Origin of the sequence: Streptococcus parasanguinis, from assembly GCF_015557775.1 — a bacterium.
GTDB lineage: Bacteria > Bacillota > Bacilli > Lactobacillales > Streptococcaceae > Streptococcus > Streptococcus parasanguinis_AA.
Genome location: NZ_JADNOY010000001.1, coordinates 420,590 through 436,710 on the forward strand (window position 1 = coordinate 420,590; position 16,121 = coordinate 436,710).

The following is a 16,121-nucleotide window of genomic DNA, read 5'->3' on the forward strand; positions in this document are numbered from 1 at the left end:
GATTTATGAAGAAAATCATGTTTGTTGGTTCAGTGGGAGTGGGTAAAACAACGCTAACCCAACGATTAAAAGGATTAGATATTGAGTATTTTAAAACGCAGGCTGTTCAATTTCACGATAGTATTATTGATACGCCAGGGGAATTTTTACAACACAGACGCTATTACAATGCTTTAACAGTGACTGCAGCAGAAGCTGAAATCATTGGACTCTTAATTGCAGGGAATTCAACCATGCAAACTTTTCCTCAAGGATTTTCTTCATTATTCACCCAAGATGTGATTGGAATCATTAGTAAGATTGACCTAGTAGACTCTGAGGAGCAATTGGAATTTGCGCGTAAACAATTGTTAGATGCAGGTGTTAAACAAATTTTTGAGATTTCTTCAACTGAAAATACTGGGATCGATGCTTTAAAAGACTTTCTTGAGAGTGAGTAAACATGATATAATCTAAAAGGACTACTTTATCTTTCAAGAAGGAGATGTGTATGATTGTTGAACACGGAGGGAATGGACGTCTATTAGCTGAAAAAAATGGAAACTCTTCTGAAAAGTGGATTGATTTTAGTGCCAACATCAATCCTCTTGGAGTTTCCGAAAACCTCCGCCAAGTCTTAGTGGAGAGCATTGATAGAATTACAGAGTACCCAGATATCACAAACCAATATGAAAAAGATTTACTTAGAGACCATCACGGTAATCATGATCTAGAAATTCTTTTGTCAAATGGTGCGGTAGGTTTATTTTATGAGTTAGCTCAGATCTTAAAACCCAAGAGATTACTGATTTTAAGTCCAACCTTTATGGAATATGAAAAGGCTTTTTATCAAGAAGGGACAGAAATTATTTATCATCATTTAACATCTCCTAATTTTGTTTGGACAGTGAAAGATCTTTTATCAGACATGGATCATTTGAAAGCAGGAGATGTTGTCTTATTATGTAATCCCAATAATCCAACTGGATCTGTTGTTCCAGTTAGTCAATTGCTAGAAATTGCGAAAAAATTACTGGAACGGAATATTCATTTTATTCTAGATGAAGCTTTTATTGACTTTTTAGAAGACGAGGAAAAGTATAGTTTTGTTCCATATTTGAGTGAGTTTACAAATACAATTGTTGTTCGATCTCTAACCAAGTTTTATGCGATTCCAGGATTACGATTAGGATACGCCCTTGGGAAACATCCATGCTTAACAAAGATTAATGAACGTAGGGCTCCGTGGACAATTAATGCACTGGCTCTTCAAGCTTTGCCTGTGATTTTAAAGGATCAGGATTATCAAGCTCAGACTCTAAAATGGTTACAAGAGGAAAAAGACTTCCTGTATCGTTCTTTGGAAACTTTTTCTGCATTAACTGTTTTAAAACCAAGTGTTAATTATATCTTTTTTAAGTATACGGGGTCTAAGAATTTACGTGAAGAATTATGGCGCTATAACATTTTTATCCGCTCCTGTTCCAACTACCGTAATTTAAGTAGTGATTACTACCGCGTTGCAATTCGTAGCAGAGAAGAGAATACCTGTTTATTAGTCGCCTTGAAAGCGATTCTTGGAGGACATGAGTAGTGGAAGGGACAATGATAGCATCTTGTCCAGGATCTTGTGGAGAATTATTCCAATGTGTTGTAGATGGTCGTGAATTTTTGATGTCTTATGGCATTGAAAAGAAAAGCCAAGTATTAATTGGCCCTCAAACAGGTGTAGTAGGAGAAGAGTTGCGTCCTAAAATGCTGCGAGTTATAAATGAATTAACAGATCAGATAGATTTCGACTTCTCTTTTCAAACAGATATCTCTGTTGGAAAGGGATATTCTAGTAGTACAGCGGATATGCTGTCAATTTTAGGTGCTTATTTTTCTTGCAAACAAAAGGAAGTGTCAGTCCCTCTGTTAACGAGCTTATGTTCTAAGATTGAACCAAGCGATTCCGTCGGTTTTTCAGACTGGACTGTGATGAATCCTCTTGACGGTGCGATCAAATGGCAGACAAAATGGAAACCGAATCTTTATGTGTACATTCTAGAGCCAGATCAAATCGTCGATACAACGAGTTTCATAAGAATGACAGATAGTCCCTTGTATCCTGCTAAGCAATCAAAGAAATTGCTGATTGATTTCAAAACTGCCTGTGACAAACAAAATGTGAAGCTATTAGGTAAGTTGGCGACTACAAGTGCCTTGTTAAATAACAAACGGTTGCCCAAACCCTATTTAGAAGAAATTATAGAAATTACAACAGAATTAGGTTTACTAGGAGTAAATGTTGCTCATAGTGGTAGCATCGTTGGTATTCTGTTGACTCAAGATCAGCTGATTCACTTGAATAAGTTAGAAGAACGACTTTCCCAACATCCTCTGGCAAGCTATTATTCTATAAGGAATCTAAGCAAAATTATATATGATGGGCTAAAAGTGAAGAAGGTGGAGGAAATCTGTGGATAGGCAAGATGAATTAAATCAAATCCTAAAAAATATTGTACCGATTGATGCTAAAGCATTAGAAGAGGGAAAAAACTATTGTGATCGATTAGCGAAACCTCTAGGTGCATTAGGAAAAATGGAAAAAATGTATGCTAGATTACATGCGATGTTCCCTGACAATATCCAGTTGACGAAGAAAATGGTCATGATTTATGTAGCGGATAATGGAGTTTGCGATGAAGGAATCTCCTCAAACCCTATCGAAACAACATTTATTGTAGCCAATAATATTAGAAATGGGAAAGCAGGGGTGGCTAATATTGCTGAATATGCGGGTTCAGATATTTGCGTCATTGATATTGGTTGTAAAAGCCCAATCTATCCTGATAATCCAGACCATATTCTAAATGGAACACGAAATATGCTAAAGGAACCTGCCATGACTCGTCAGGAGGCCCTAGAAGCGATTTTGGTTGGGTATAGAAGAACTGTTGAATTGATTAATCAGGGCTATACCTTATTTGGGACTGGTGAGATGGGGGTTGGAAATACCACGACATCCGCAGCAGTTATTGCCGCAACTTTGGGGCTCCCTGCACAAGAGGTGACGGGATATGGAGCGGGTGTTACGGAAAAGATGAAGGCTCATAAAACAGCAGTTATCCAAGAAGCAGTAACCAATCATGCACCTTATAGTGATATGATTGATCTGGTTTCAAAAGTTGGTGGGCTGGATATGTTGGGAATGGTTGGCACCTATCTAGCATGTGCCCAACATCAACTGCCTTGTGTCATAGATGGACTGATTTCTTTAACGGGACTCTTGATAGCTTCTCAATTAAAGAAAGAGGTTTTAGATTATTGCTTCCCATCGCATTGTTCAACAGAACCAGGATATCGAATCGTTTCTGACTACTTAGGATTATCCCCTATGCTTCAAATGGATATGCGTTTAGGAGAAGGTTCTGGCTGTCCTTTAGCTTTCTTTTTAATGGAAAGTTCTGTATATACCATAGAACATATGCCAACTTTTGAAGAAGGAAAATTGGACCGGGATGACTATGTCGATATTAGATAATAGGAATAAAGGAGGAAAATATGCAATTATATACAAAGACCGGTGATAAAGGTCTTACAAAATTAGTAGGTGGTCAAAGTGTTGCAAAGGATTCGGATCGAGTCAATGCATACGGGACTATTGATGAACTAAATACTTGGGTTGGTTATACGATTAGTAAAATGGATCCTGAAGATGAATTGAGAGACGAATTGTATCAGTTACAAAATTATTTGTTTGATTGCGGTTCAGATTTATCTACTCCACATGGTGTTTACCCATATAAAGTGGATGAAAGCCTCATCAAATGGATTGAAGAACGAATTGATACGTATGCGGATATTCCACCAGCTCTGGAAAGATTCATTTTACCTGGCGGTGATGAAATTGCTTCAATGGTTCATGTAGCAAGAACCATTGCGCGTCGTGCAGAACGACATATTGTCGCGACCATGTGGACAAATGAAATTAATAATCAAGTCTTAATTTTTGTGAATCGTTTATCTGACTATTTCTTTGCTCTTGCCAGAGTGATTAATTATCGAAAACACTGTGAGGATATTCCTTATGAAAGAGGAGCAAAAGTGTTTCACAATATTACAAAAGCAGATGTGGAGCGGTGGGCAAAGAAAAATAATAACTAGAATAAAAGCACTACCTCTAATAAAAAAATAGGGGCAGTGCTTTTTTATCTATGTCATAATTTTTTGATTAAAGGTGATAAGAAAAAAACCTTGTCTTTCCTAAAGGGAAGGACAAGGTTAGAATTCGAAAGCCAGATGTACAACAGTGTACAAATTTCGTGCTAAGCTTCATTGGTTAACAGTAGCTTTCCAAATATTGACTCTGCTTCTTTGCAGATGATGGGAACCCCATCCTTAGAAAATGATACGTACTCATACGTAGAGTCAATAGGGGAAAGCACTATTTTGGTGTATTTCCTAACTGACATCACCACCTTACATCGAGGCGTGAAATCTACTAAAATTTAAGAATAAAGACCTGACTTAAAGCTAAGCTTATCACAGTGGCGGGACCGTGTTGGATTTTCACCAAACTTCCATACTCTTAAAAGTACCAAAATCATTTCTAGTAACTTTATGATAGCACGATCTAGAAGAATCTGCAAGTATTATGATCAAAAAAATAAAATATATGTTTTTTCTTTTGCGTTGTAAGCGTTTTTATGTTATACTTTTTGTAAAGTACAAGGACGTACAATTTTAAGCAATGAAGCTATATGAAATATGCCAAAATTTATACTATTTGGTAGTGTTTCATGTGGCTTCTTTTTATGTTGTTTTAAGAGTTTCAAATGATAAAGGGGGTAAAATAAAATAAGAAACTCTGAAAAGAAAGGAGAAAGAATGTATAATATTTACTACAAAACTAAAATTTTTGTCGGCAAAGGTGCTTTGGCCCAATTAGAAAACTATCATAACAAAACCATATTGGTTGTTGCTGATCCGTTTTTAAAAGAATCTGGACAGTTAGATAAAATTCTTGATTATTTAGACGCTAGTAACGATATCATAACCTTTACTGATATTGTTCCAGATCCGCCTATTGATGTTATTGTGGCAGGGATTCACGCGACTGAAGGGAAATCAATCGATATTGTCTTATCTGTCGGTGGGGGATCTGCAATTGATGCATCTAAAGCAATGTATTACTTTGCGAAGAAACAAGGGATTTTTACTGATGTGGAATTGATCTCTATCCCAACTACTAGTGGAACAGGATCTGAAGTGACAAGTTTCGCAGTTATTACTGATGCTGAGAAAGGACAAAAGTATCCGATCGTAGATTGGGATATTCTACCGGATATCGCTATATTAGATTCCAATTTGGTGGAAACACTACCAGCTAATATTACAGCAGATACTGGTATGGATGTATTAACACATGCGATTGAGGCCTATGTTTCAAATAAAGCAACTGATTTTTCTGATGCTTTGGCTGAAAAAGCTATCAAATTAGTATTTGAATACTTGCCTCGTGCATACAAAAATGGACATGATTTAGAAGCACGTGAAAAAATGCATGTAGCCTCTACTTTGGCGGGAATGGCCTTCAACTCAGCTTCATTGGGGATTAATCATAGTATCGCCCATGCAGCTGGAGCTAAATTCCATATTCCTCATGGACGACTTAATAGCATCTTAATGCCACATATTATCCAGTATAATGCGAATGTGGCAACGACAGGTACCCGTGCTGGTAATTTGAATAAAGAAACTGCTGAAAGATATCAACAGATTGCTCGTTTATTAGGGTTGAGTGCTTCTACACCTATTCTAGGTGTAAGACAATTAGTGGATGCTGTTCGAAAACTTCAGAAAAAATTAGATCATCCGACTTCTTTAAGATCTTATGGAGTGGGAGTGGATGATTTTAATGCTCATAAACGTGAGATTGCGGAAGCTGCTTTATTGGATAAGTGTACGATTACAAATCCGAGAGTCCCTACAGTTGAAGAATTATTGAAGGTTTTAGAACAAGCTTTCTAAAAAGAGTCATTTTAAATTAACAAAAATAGAGTATAAAGTCTAATTCATTTAGTAGAAATGAATCTGCTGGTGAAAATTAAAAAAGACATGTGAGTTCAGATTTTTTTATGAATATATATATAATAATAAAAGTTCACATGATTAATTGGAATTTTTAAATTTATTTTGTTTAATATAGGCTTACTTTTATAATTTTTTAAAAGCACTAATAAGTTGTCTTGTATTGGTTTTGCATAGTACATAATTGGATGTTAGTGGTTCTATATTTTATAATCAATTATTTCAAATAGTTAAATTAACATACAAAAAATTAAAGGATTAAAAAAATTTCCCTCAAATTTAGGATCTTTAATTTGACACTGTTATGTAATAATTTAATTAATAAATTTTATTGAAAGCGAATACTAAATATAGTATAATCAAATTATTTAGAATTATATTTATTGTAAAACCAATCCAGAGGTGGTAATAAATGTCAGAAAAACAAAGAATGATTCAGGAATACGTTCCTGGTAAACAAGTCACATTAGCACATTTAATTGCTAGTCCTGATCCTGTTATTTTTGAAAAATTGGGGTTACAGACAGATTTTCGTGATGCTATTGGGATATTGACCATCACTCCAAGTGAGGCTGCAATTATTGCTGTGGATATAGCTACTAAAGCAGCTGGGGTACAGATTGGTTTTGTGGATCGATTTAGCGGATCTGTTGTAATGACAGGGGATGTTGCGTCAGTAGATGCATCACTCCACGCAGTATTAAATGGTTTAGAAGAGATTCTAGGCTTTTCAAGTACAGTTGTAACAAGAACATAATTTCATATGAGGGATGGAGTTTATGAAAGGCAGAATACTAATTTGTGATGATGATCCGATTATTCGCTTAGATATCAAACAAATTTTAGAACAGTCAGATTATGAAGTGGCTGCAGAAGCAAGTGATGGTTTTGAAGCTATTGAACTTTGTCAAAAACACTTTTTCGATCTAGTAATAATGGATATTAAATTACCGTTATTAGATGGTTTATCAGCAGGTAAAAAAATATTAGATGATGAATTAGCATACGGTGTGATAATTCTTTCTGCTTATAATGATGACCATTATATCAAAAAAGCAAGTTTAACTGGTGCTAGTGCTTACTTGGTAAAACCGTTGGATGCAAAGTCTTTAATTCCTACAATAGCAGTTTGTATAGAGAAAGGACGGCAACAGCAATTACTTTCGAAGGAATTAATTAAAATTAGTAAGAAGCTCGATGATCGAATTGTTCTAGAAAAGGCTAAAGGACTTTTGATGACGAGAGATAATCTTACGGAACCAGAGGCTTTTAAACAGATTCGGACAATCAGTATGCAAAAGCGTGTTCCAATGATTGAAATTGCAAAGTTGCTGTTATTGAATAATGAAGTACAATAATCAGATAAAGAAATTTTGCGAGGATAAAACAGATCTTAATGAAGCAGATATTGATTATTTGATTCGACAATCAGAGGCAGTTTTATCAAGCAAAGAGTTTATGGATAAGGACGTCTTCATTGATGTAAAAAATATTTATTCTGATCATGCAATTGTCGTTTTTCATAGAAAGCCTCATACAAAGGAGAGCTTGTATGAAAAAACAGTTGTTGGGCAGTCTGCCTTTTTAGAAAATGAACCTGGGGTTCTTCGTACACTTCAAACAGGTGTTCCTTCTGTGGGTCTTCGAGGACAATCGCAAGAAGGAGTTGCAATTGAACAGACTGTTTTTCCAATTATCAGAGGAAAAAAAGTAATTGCTACTTTAATCGTTGAAAGTGATTTTTCAGATAGTTTCTCATCAAGTTTTTCTCTCCAGCATTCGAAAGGTGACCATTCTTATATTTTTCAAGCACCTTCTGAATCAATCCGGGAAGAAGAGGTATCATTATTAGATTATGTAGAAGATGCAGTATTAGTATTTGATCGAGGAGGATTTTTACTACATTGCAATCAATCAGCGGTTGTCTTATATCGAAGTAAGTTGGGTTACTTAGAAAGTATACAAGGAATGCATTATGATAATCTCTCTTTAGATGGAACAATTTTTTCTGAATTAGTAGAGGATAATTTTTCAAATAGTAATAAAACAGTTAAGTACGGAAAACATTATTTTCAAGTGAAGTGTTATCCCAATGCTCGCAATCATCAAACGATTATTACTATAAAAGATACCAGTGAACTACGGGAAAAAGACAAAGAAATCCAAGAGAGTTTGATTGCTTCTCGAGAAATTAATCACCGAGTTAAAAATCATCTTCAAACCATTATTTCTTTATTGCGATTGCAAGGAGCACAGGTTAAAGAGTTTGGTACAAAAGTTGCTTTTGAAGACTGTATAAACAGAATTTTCTCGATAGCTGCTACCTATGAACTTCTTTCTAATCAAGAAAATGAAAAAATAGATTTGAAGTCTTTGGTTGAAATTGTTTCATCAAATCTTCAACGCTGTTTTGCAGAAAAATCAGAAATTCAATTAAAATTAAAATTATGTGATGATATTTACTTGGATCATAATAGAGCATCGTCACTGGCATTGGTAATAAATGAATTATTACAAAATGCTTATGAGCATGCTTTTTCCAATAAAAAATATCAAAAAAATAAAAAAAATCAATGTATTCGTTTGCAAATGACGAAAAATGATGATATAATACGTATACAAGTAATTGATAATGGTAGCGGTTACAATGTCGAAACCGTGGGTCAAGAGCATCTTGGCTTAATACTTGTTCAAAGATTTGTAGAGAGTAAATTATCCGGAAGACTAGTCACGACCTCAAACAATGAGGGAACGCAAGTTAAGATAATTTTTAAAGTGTAAATAATTCTAGACTAACAATGAAGTCAGTCGAAAAGCAATGACGCTTAAAGGATGCAAGAAACCGATGTTTCAGTGCATTCTTTAAGCGTCTTTTTTTGGAGGTTTCCTATGTCGGATAAAATTTTGAGTGTTGGGTTAGATCTTGGAACTGCAACTACTCAATTGGTCCTATCTGAACTTACAATTGAAAATATTGCTTCTGTATTTACAATCCCAAGAGTATATATAACGGATAAAAAAGTCCTTTATAAAAGTAAAATTATTTTTACACCAATTTCACATCAGTCTTTGATAGAAGTTGATAAGATAAAAGATTTTGTTATCCAAGAATATCAAAAAGCCGGGATTGAAAAGCAAGATATTCAGATGGGGGCAGTAATTATTACCGGTGAAACAGCTAGAAAAGAAAATGCCAGCCAAGTTTTGCAGGCGTTGAGCGGTTACGCTGGGGACTTTGTAGTTGCTACTGCGGGGCCAGATCTAGAGAGTATTATCGCAGGCAAGGGAGCGTGTGCACACCAATATTCTCAAGAACACCATACTTCCGTTGTAAATATTGATATTGGAGGTGGAACTTCAAACTTCGCTGCATTTCGCGAAGGAGATGTAATTGATACAGGTTGTTTTGATATTGGCGGTCGTTTGATCAAGATTGATCCTAATACTCTTAAAATACATTATATTTCACCTAAACTTCAAGAAATTATAAAAAAAGAAAATTTAAGACTGTTTTTGGATGAAATTGTAAATAGGGATGAATTGAATAAATTAATCCAAATTTTAGTGAGTGTTTTAGAAAAGGCAGTTGGGCTTGAAGTGGATGCTCCGTATTACGAGTTTTTACAAACCAACCATGGATTGCGACTCGATTATGAATTGAAATGTGTTTCATTTTCCGGAGGAGTAGCCGATGTTATTTATCAAGATTCTGCTACTAATGATTTCACCTACGGTGATATTGGTATCATATTGGGACGTGCTATTCGTCAATCAAAGATTTTTGAACAAAAGAGAGTAATTGAATCAGCCGAAACAATTCGAGCAACAGTCGTAGGTGCTGGAAGTCATACAACAGAGGTGAGTGGAAGCACCATCACTTATATTTCTAAAACTTTACCAATTAGAAATATACCTGTTTTGAAATTAGCGAAAGACGACGAACTAGAGAGTTGTGAAAAATTAACAGAAATCATTCATGATAAATTAGAATGGTTTACCTTAGAAAATGAAGTTCAACAGGTTGCTTTAGCAATTAATGGTGAAAAAAGTCCAAGTTTTGTTAGAGTACAAGAATATGCAAGCGCTATCACAAAGGGGATGGGAGAAAGTATTCGAAAGAATATTCCATTACTTGTAGTTGTTAGAGAAGATATGGCAAAGGTTTTAGGGCAATGTTTGTTTGCTGAATTACCAAAAGATTATCCGTTTGTATGTATTGACTCAGTTGATGTCCAAAATGGTGACTACATCGATATAGGTAATCCAGTGATAGAGGGATCGGTCTTGCCGGTCGTTGTTAAAACGTTAGTTTTTAATTAAGAAATTATTAAAGGAGGAGACTTTAAATGATTTTAAAGACAAAATTATTTGGAAGAGTCTATGAATTCAAATCAGTAAAAGAAGTTCTAGCTAAAGCCAATGAATACAAGTCGGGTGACCAACTTGCTGGGGTGGCGGCTGAATCTTCTGAAGAACGCGTAGCAGCTAAGGTGGTTTTATCACAATTAAAACTATCAGATTTGTTTAACAATCCTGTTGTTCCATACGAAGAGGACGAAGTAACTCGTATTATTATTGATGATGTAAACCTTCGTACTTATGAAAAGATTAAAAATTGGACTGTTTCTGAACTTCGTGAGTGGATTTTAGATAACAACCACCAAAATGTTGATATTCAATGGCTTTCTCGTGGATTAACCTCAGAAATGGTTGCAGCGGTTGCTAAGTTGATGACAAACTTAGACTTGATTGTTGCAGCAAATAAGATTGTCATTACAAAACGCGCTAATACAACCATTGGTATGCCGGGAACATTCTCTTCTCGTTTGCAACCAAACCACACTACAGATGATCCTGATGGAATTATGGCCTCTACAATGGAAGGTTTTGCTTATGGATGTGGGGATGCTCTGTTAGGGTTGAACCCAGTTGATGATTCTGTAGAGAGTACAAAACGAATTCTTCATAAGTTTAATGATTTTATCGAAGAGTATAAGATTCCAACACAACACTGTGTGCTAGCTCACGTTACAACTCAGATTGAAGCAATGAACCAAGGAGCTCCAACTGGATTGGTATTCCAGTCTATCGCAGGTTCTGAAAAAGGGAATGCGGCATTCGGTTTTGATGCAAAAGTTCTTCAGGAAGCTAAAGATACAGCTCATAAAGTTGGTACTGCAGCTGGTCCAAACGTGATGTACTTTGAAACTGGTCAAGGTTCTGAGTTGTCATCAGATGCTCACCATGGTGCTGACCAGGTAACGATGGAAGCACGTTGTTATGGTTTTGCGAAACGTTTTGATCCATTCTTGGTTAACACAGTAGTTGGATTCATCGGTCCGGAATATTTGTATGATTCAAAACAAGTTATTCGTGCCGGTTTGGAAGATCACTTCATGGGTAAACTAACAGGTATTTCTATGGGCTGTGACATTTGCTACACTAACCATATGAAAGCTGATCAAAATGACGCTGAAAACCTATTGGTTCTTCTTGGAGCAGCGAATGTAAACTACATCATGGCAATTCCTCATGGTGATGATATCATGTTGAACTACCAAACTACCGGTTACCATGAAACTGCTACAATGCGTGATCTCTTGAACAAACGTCCAATCAAAGAATTTGAAGAATGGATGGAAAAAATGGGATTGATGAAAGATGGGCATCTTACTGAAATCGGTGGAGACGGATCTATCTTTATGAAACAAAATTAGTAAGGAGGTATTAACAGTGAATGAACAAGATTTAAAAGAAATGATTCGTTCTTTGTTAAGTGAGTTGGATACAGATGCCATTGCAGAGTCAACAAAAGAGGAGCAAAAAGTAGATTCCAATTTGAAGACGAAAGAAAGTCCAAGTGTTCAACCAGATAAGGAAGAAACTACTATTGAAGATGGAATTATTCCAGATATTACAGAAGTGGATATTCAGGAACAATTTTTGATTCCAAATGCCATTAACGAAGAAGCTTATCGTAAAATTAAAAAATTCACACCAGCTCGTTTGGGCTTGTGGAGAGCTGGAAATCGTTACAAGACTGAAACAGTTCTTCGCTTCCGTGCTGACCACGCAGCGGCACAAGATGCGGTATTCTCTTATGTATCTGATGATTTTGTTAAAGAAATGGGATTCATTCCAGTTCAAACAAAAGCTTCAACAAAAGATGAATACTTAACTCGACCAGATTATGGTAGATTCTTCCCAGAAGATCAACAAAAAATTATCAAAGAATCTTGCAAACCAAATCCAAAAGTACAAATTGTTGTAGGAGATGGATTGAGTTCATCAGCCATTGAAGCGAACGTAAGAGATTTCTTACCAGCTTTAAAACAAGGGTTGAAAATGTTTGGTCTTGACTATAATGAAGTTCTTTTCATCAAACATGCTCGGGTAGCGGCTATGGACCAGATTGCTGAACTTACAGGAGCTGAGGTCATCTGTATGCTAGTGGGTGAACGGCCTGGTTTGGTAACAGCTGAATCAATGAGTGCTTATATGGCTTACAAACCAACAGTTGGTATGCCTGAATCTCGTCGTACAGTTGTATCCAATATCCATAAGGGTGGAACTCCAGCGGTTGAAGCTGGTGCCTACGTGGCTGAAATTATTAAGAAGATTCTTGATAATAAGAAGTCAGGGGTAGAATTAAAATAGAAATGGGGTTTAGATTTTGAAAAATGATAGACTTGGCGCTAACGTATTAAGTGCATTATTAATTCCTAATGTAGATGCAGGGTTAGCAGCATCATTGGAACTGAAACCACATCATAGAAGTTTAGGAATTGTTACTTCTGACTGCGATGATGTAACCTATGTTGCTTTAGATGAAGCAACAAAAGCAGCTGATGTTGAAGTTGTTTATGCTCGTAGTATGTATGCTGGAGCTGGTAATGCCTCAACAAAATTAGCAGGTGAAGTTATTGGTATCCTTGCCGGACCTAATCCAGAAGAAGTTCGCAGTGGCTTAGACGTCGTTGTATATGAAATTGAAAATGGGGCAAGTTTCTACAGTGCAAATGATGATGATAGCATCCCATATTTTGCTCATTGTATTTCTAGAGCAGGTAGCTATCTTTCAGAAGGTGCCAATGCAGAAGAAGGTACAGCAATTGCCTATTTGATTGCACCTCCTGCTGAAGCTATGGTTGCCCTAGATGCTGCTTTGAAAGCTGCAGATGTATCGGTTGGAGCCTTTTATGGTCCACCAAGTGAAACAAACTTTGCGGGTGGATTATTGATTGGCTCTCAATCTGCATGTCGTGCAGCATGTGATGCATTTGCCCAAACGGTTCAGAGTATTGCAGACAATCCAAAGAATTATTAAGATGAGGTATGCTCATGGTAGAAAAAGCACTTGGATTAATTGAAGTGCGAGGTTTTCTTGGAGCAGTTGTTGTAGCAGATGCTGCTTTGAAAGCTGCAAATGTCTCACTATTAAATGTAGAAACTGTTAAGTCAGGTTTGAACACAGTTCAGTTAGTAGGCGACGTTAGTGCAGTAAGATCAGCTGTAGAAGCCGCAGTTGAAATTGCACAGGATCAACCTTACTATCTTCATAGTCACGTGATTGCACGGTTAGACTCACAAACTGATTCAATCCTCAACCCAATCCGTAAGGAAGAGAATAAAGAATTTCCTAAAGTTGAAAGTGTCTCATTGAAAGAAGAAAGTGTTTTGGAATCACTTGACCCAGTTGAAGAAGCTGAGGTTATTACAGAACCATTGCAATCAGCTATTGATGAAGTCGTTGTTGAAGACATAGTTTCTGGTGTTGAAGATGCCATCGTTGAAGAAATTGTTTCTGATATTGTGACGGAAGAAGAAATTTCAACAGAAAGAAAGCAAAAATATTCTGAGGAAGAATTGAATAAATTCAAAGTTGTTGAATTAAGAAGTATTGCTTATCGTGAAAATAAAATCAATCTATCTAAGAAAGAAATTAAATTTGCGAACAAACAATTACTAATTCAAGCTTTACTAAAATTGAAATCATAGGGGAAAGTTGAATGTATATTGAAGATAAAGATCTCTTATCTATTCAAGAAGTTCGCCATTTGATTCAACGAGCAAAAGTAGCTCAACAAAAACTCGCATTGATGAGTCAAGAACAAATTGATACGATCGTAAAAGTTGTAGCTAAAGCTTGTTATGATCAAAGAGAACGTTTAGCCAAAATGGCTGCTGAAGAAACTGGATTTGGTAAGTGGCAAGATAAAGTTTTAAAAAATGCCCTTGCTTCAAAAGGTATTCTTGAAGAAATCAAGGATATGCGTACAGTAGGAATTTTGAGCGAAGATAAGGAAAATAAAGTTATTGAAGTTGGAGTTCCGGTTGGGGTCGTTGCAGGGTTAATCCCTTCAACCAATCCGACTTCGACAGTCATGTATAAAGCTCTTATCGCTTTAAAAGGTGGAAACAGTATTGTTTTCTCTCCGCACCCACACGCAGCAAAATGTATCAATGAAACTGTAGATATTATTAAAAAAGCAGCAGTTTCTGCAGGATGTCCAGAAGGTGCTGTCAGTGTGATTCAACGTGTTTCTATTGAAGCAACTAATGAGTTGATGAAACACAAGGATACAAATTTGATTTTAGCAACTGGTGGGAATGCAATGGTAAAAGCTGCTTATTCATCAGGAACACCTGCTATTGGGGTAGGTCCTGGTAATGGTCCAGCCTTTATCGAAAAAACTGCAGATATCCCTAAAGCAGTTCGTCAAATTCTAGATTCAAAAACTTTTGATAATGGTGTTATCTGTGCTTCTGAACAATCAATCATTGTAGAAGAAGAAACAAAAGACAAGGTTGTTGAAGAGTTTAAACGTCAAGGTGCTTACTTCGTTCCAAAAGAAGATGCAAAGAAATTAGGAGCCTTCATCATTCTACCTAGTGGAGCAATGAATCCAAAAATGGTAGGTAAAACACCTCAAGTGATTGCTAAACTAGCTGGAATCTCTGTTCCAGATGATGCCCGCGTCTTGATTGCTGACGGTGAAGGGGTTGGTAAACAATATCCATTCTCAATGGAAAAACTTGCTCCAGTTCTTGGTTTCTACACTGTTAAAAATTGGGAAGAAGCATGTGAGTTGAGTATTCGAATTCTTCATCATGAAGGAGCTGGACACACTTTAGCTATCCACACGCAAGATGAAAGCATTGTTCGAGAATTTGCTTTAAGAAAACCTGTTTCAAGACTTTTGGTCAATACTCCTGCTGCTTTAGGAGGAGTTGGTGCTACAACAGGTTTGTTCCCAGCCTTTACTTTGGGTTGTGGAGCTGTAGGTGGAAGCGCAACATCTGACAATGTAAGCCCATTGAATTTGATTAATATTCGCCGTGTCGCTTATGGTACTGCAGAATTGTCAGATCTGAGAAAGGCTGAAAATCAAGAAAATCTTGACTGTCAACGCTGTGAAGTTGATAAGCAAGTAGATGAAGAACAATTAATTGATCTGCTTGTTCAACGTGTGTTATCAAAATTAACTAAATAACTTATTCATTTCATAATTGGAGGAAATTAAAATGGCAAACGCAAATGCATTAGGAATGGTTGAAACAAAAGGTTTAGTAGGTGCTATCGAAGCAGCAGATGCTATGGTAAAAGCAGCAAACGTTACATTGATTGGTAAACAACAAGTCGGAGCTGGTTTGGTAACTGTAATGGTTCGTGGTGACGTAGGTGCTGTTAAAGCTGCAACAGATGCAGGTGCAGCAGCAGCTGAAAACGTAGGTGAATTGATTTCAGTACATGTCATCCCACGTCCACATTCAGAAGTAGAAGTAATTTTACCACATCCATCAGCTGAATAATTAAGTTTAAGTCAATAATAGGAGGAAAAGAATATGTCAAACGCAAACGCATTAGGAATGGTTGAAACAAAAGGTTTAGTAGGTGCTATCGAAGCAGCAGATGCTATGGTAAAAGCAGCAAACGTTACATTGATTGGTAAACAACAAGTCGGAGCTGGTTTGGTAACTGTAATGGTTCGTGGTGACGTAGGTGCTGTTAAAGCTGCAACAGATGCAGGTGCAGCAGCAGCTGAAAACGTAGGTGAATTGATTTC

The 16,121-nt window shown here is 36.4% G+C and carries 17 protein-coding genes and 1 riboswitch; all 17 genes read left to right on the top strand.

All coding sequences use genetic code 11. The features are described from left to right. Positions 1–5 precede the first annotated feature (5 nt). A complete protein-coding gene (locus I2F76_RS02240) occupies positions 6–440 on the top strand; it encodes a EutP/PduV family microcompartment system protein (RefSeq protein WP_049472785.1) in 435 nt (144 codons plus the stop codon). Positions 441–490: 50 nt separating this feature from the next. Next, positions 491–1,573: a threonine-phosphate decarboxylase CobD gene (gene cobD, locus I2F76_RS02245; protein ID WP_049472786.1), complete on the top strand. Its 1,083-nt coding sequence runs from the start codon at positions 491–493 to the stop codon at positions 1,571–1,573. Further along, the gene (locus tag I2F76_RS02250; protein WP_023023532.1) at positions 1,573–2,448 is read left to right on the top strand and encodes a propanediol utilization protein; all 876 of its coding nucleotides are present in this window, start codon (positions 1,573–1,575) and stop codon (positions 2,446–2,448) included. The genes cobD and I2F76_RS02250 overlap by 1 nt, the downstream gene beginning before the upstream one ends. After that, positions 2,441–3,505, top strand: coding sequence for a nicotinate-nucleotide--dimethylbenzimidazole phosphoribosyltransferase (gene cobT / locus I2F76_RS02255; protein WP_049474834.1), 1,065 nt, complete (start codon positions 2,441–2,443; stop codon positions 3,503–3,505). Before I2F76_RS02250 ends, cobT begins: the two co-directional genes overlap by 8 nt. Before the next feature lie 20 nt (positions 3,506–3,525). After that, entirely contained in the window at positions 3,526–4,128 is a 603-nt protein-coding gene (locus I2F76_RS02260) for a cob(I)yrinic acid a,c-diamide adenosyltransferase (RefSeq protein WP_003006874.1), read from the top strand. Positions 4,129–4,427: 299 nt separating this feature from the next. Further along, positions 4,428–4,573: riboswitch (adenosylcobalamin (AdoCbl) riboswitch) on the bottom strand. 278 nt (positions 4,574–4,851) lie between these two features. Further along, complete coding sequence (locus tag I2F76_RS02265) at positions 4,852–5,994, top strand: 1-propanol dehydrogenase PduQ (RefSeq protein WP_003006876.1); 1,143 nt, start codon at positions 4,852–4,854, stop codon at positions 5,992–5,994. Between the two features lie 472 nt (positions 5,995–6,466). Next, a complete protein-coding gene (locus I2F76_RS02270; protein WP_003006878.1) occupies positions 6,467–6,811 on the top strand; it encodes a BMC domain-containing protein in 345 nt (114 codons plus the stop codon). A gap of 22 nt (positions 6,812–6,833) precedes the next feature. Beyond that, complete coding sequence (locus I2F76_RS02275) at positions 6,834–7,412, top strand: ANTAR domain-containing response regulator (RefSeq protein ID WP_037607841.1); 579 nt, start codon at positions 6,834–6,836, stop codon at positions 7,410–7,412. After that, complete coding sequence (locus I2F76_RS02280; protein WP_049472789.1) at positions 7,399–8,835, top strand: sensor histidine kinase; 1,437 nt, start codon at positions 7,399–7,401, stop codon at positions 8,833–8,835. The genes I2F76_RS02275 and I2F76_RS02280 overlap by 14 nt, the downstream gene beginning before the upstream one ends. Before the next feature lie 108 nt (positions 8,836–8,943). After that, complete coding sequence (gene eutA, locus I2F76_RS02285) at positions 8,944–10,374, top strand: ethanolamine ammonia-lyase reactivating factor EutA (protein WP_195487147.1); 1,431 nt, start codon at positions 8,944–8,946, stop codon at positions 10,372–10,374. A 26-nt stretch (positions 10,375–10,400) separates the two neighbouring features. Then, entirely contained in the window at positions 10,401–11,771 is a 1,371-nt protein-coding gene (locus I2F76_RS02290; protein ID WP_049472791.1) for an ethanolamine ammonia-lyase subunit EutB, read from the top strand. A gap of 16 nt (positions 11,772–11,787) precedes the next feature. Next, complete coding sequence (eutC, locus tag I2F76_RS02295) at positions 11,788–12,711, top strand: ethanolamine ammonia-lyase subunit EutC (RefSeq protein ID WP_049515131.1); 924 nt, start codon at positions 11,788–11,790, stop codon at positions 12,709–12,711. 16 nt (positions 12,712–12,727) lie between these two features. Then, positions 12,728–13,381, top strand: coding sequence for an ethanolamine utilization microcompartment protein EutL (gene eutL / locus I2F76_RS02300; RefSeq protein WP_049515130.1), 654 nt, complete (start codon positions 12,728–12,730; stop codon positions 13,379–13,381). 14 nt (positions 13,382–13,395) lie between these two features. Next, on the top strand, positions 13,396–14,052 hold the full coding sequence (locus I2F76_RS02305; RefSeq protein ID WP_049515145.1) for a BMC domain-containing protein: 657 nt from the start codon (positions 13,396–13,398) through the stop codon (positions 14,050–14,052). A gap of 11 nt (positions 14,053–14,063) precedes the next feature. Next, complete coding sequence (locus I2F76_RS02310) at positions 14,064–15,548, top strand: acetaldehyde dehydrogenase (acetylating) (RefSeq protein ID WP_053092683.1); 1,485 nt, start codon at positions 14,064–14,066, stop codon at positions 15,546–15,548. A gap of 31 nt (positions 15,549–15,579) precedes the next feature. After that, positions 15,580–15,867 carry a BMC domain-containing protein gene (locus I2F76_RS02315; protein ID WP_195487148.1) on the top strand — a complete coding sequence of 96 codons (288 nt, stop codon included), beginning with the start codon at positions 15,580–15,582 and terminating at the stop codon, positions 15,865–15,867. A 33-nt stretch (positions 15,868–15,900) separates the two neighbouring features. Continuing rightward, positions 15,901–16,121: BMC domain-containing protein (locus I2F76_RS02320; protein ID WP_195487223.1), on the top strand; the 221-nt coding region annotated here is incomplete at its 3' end.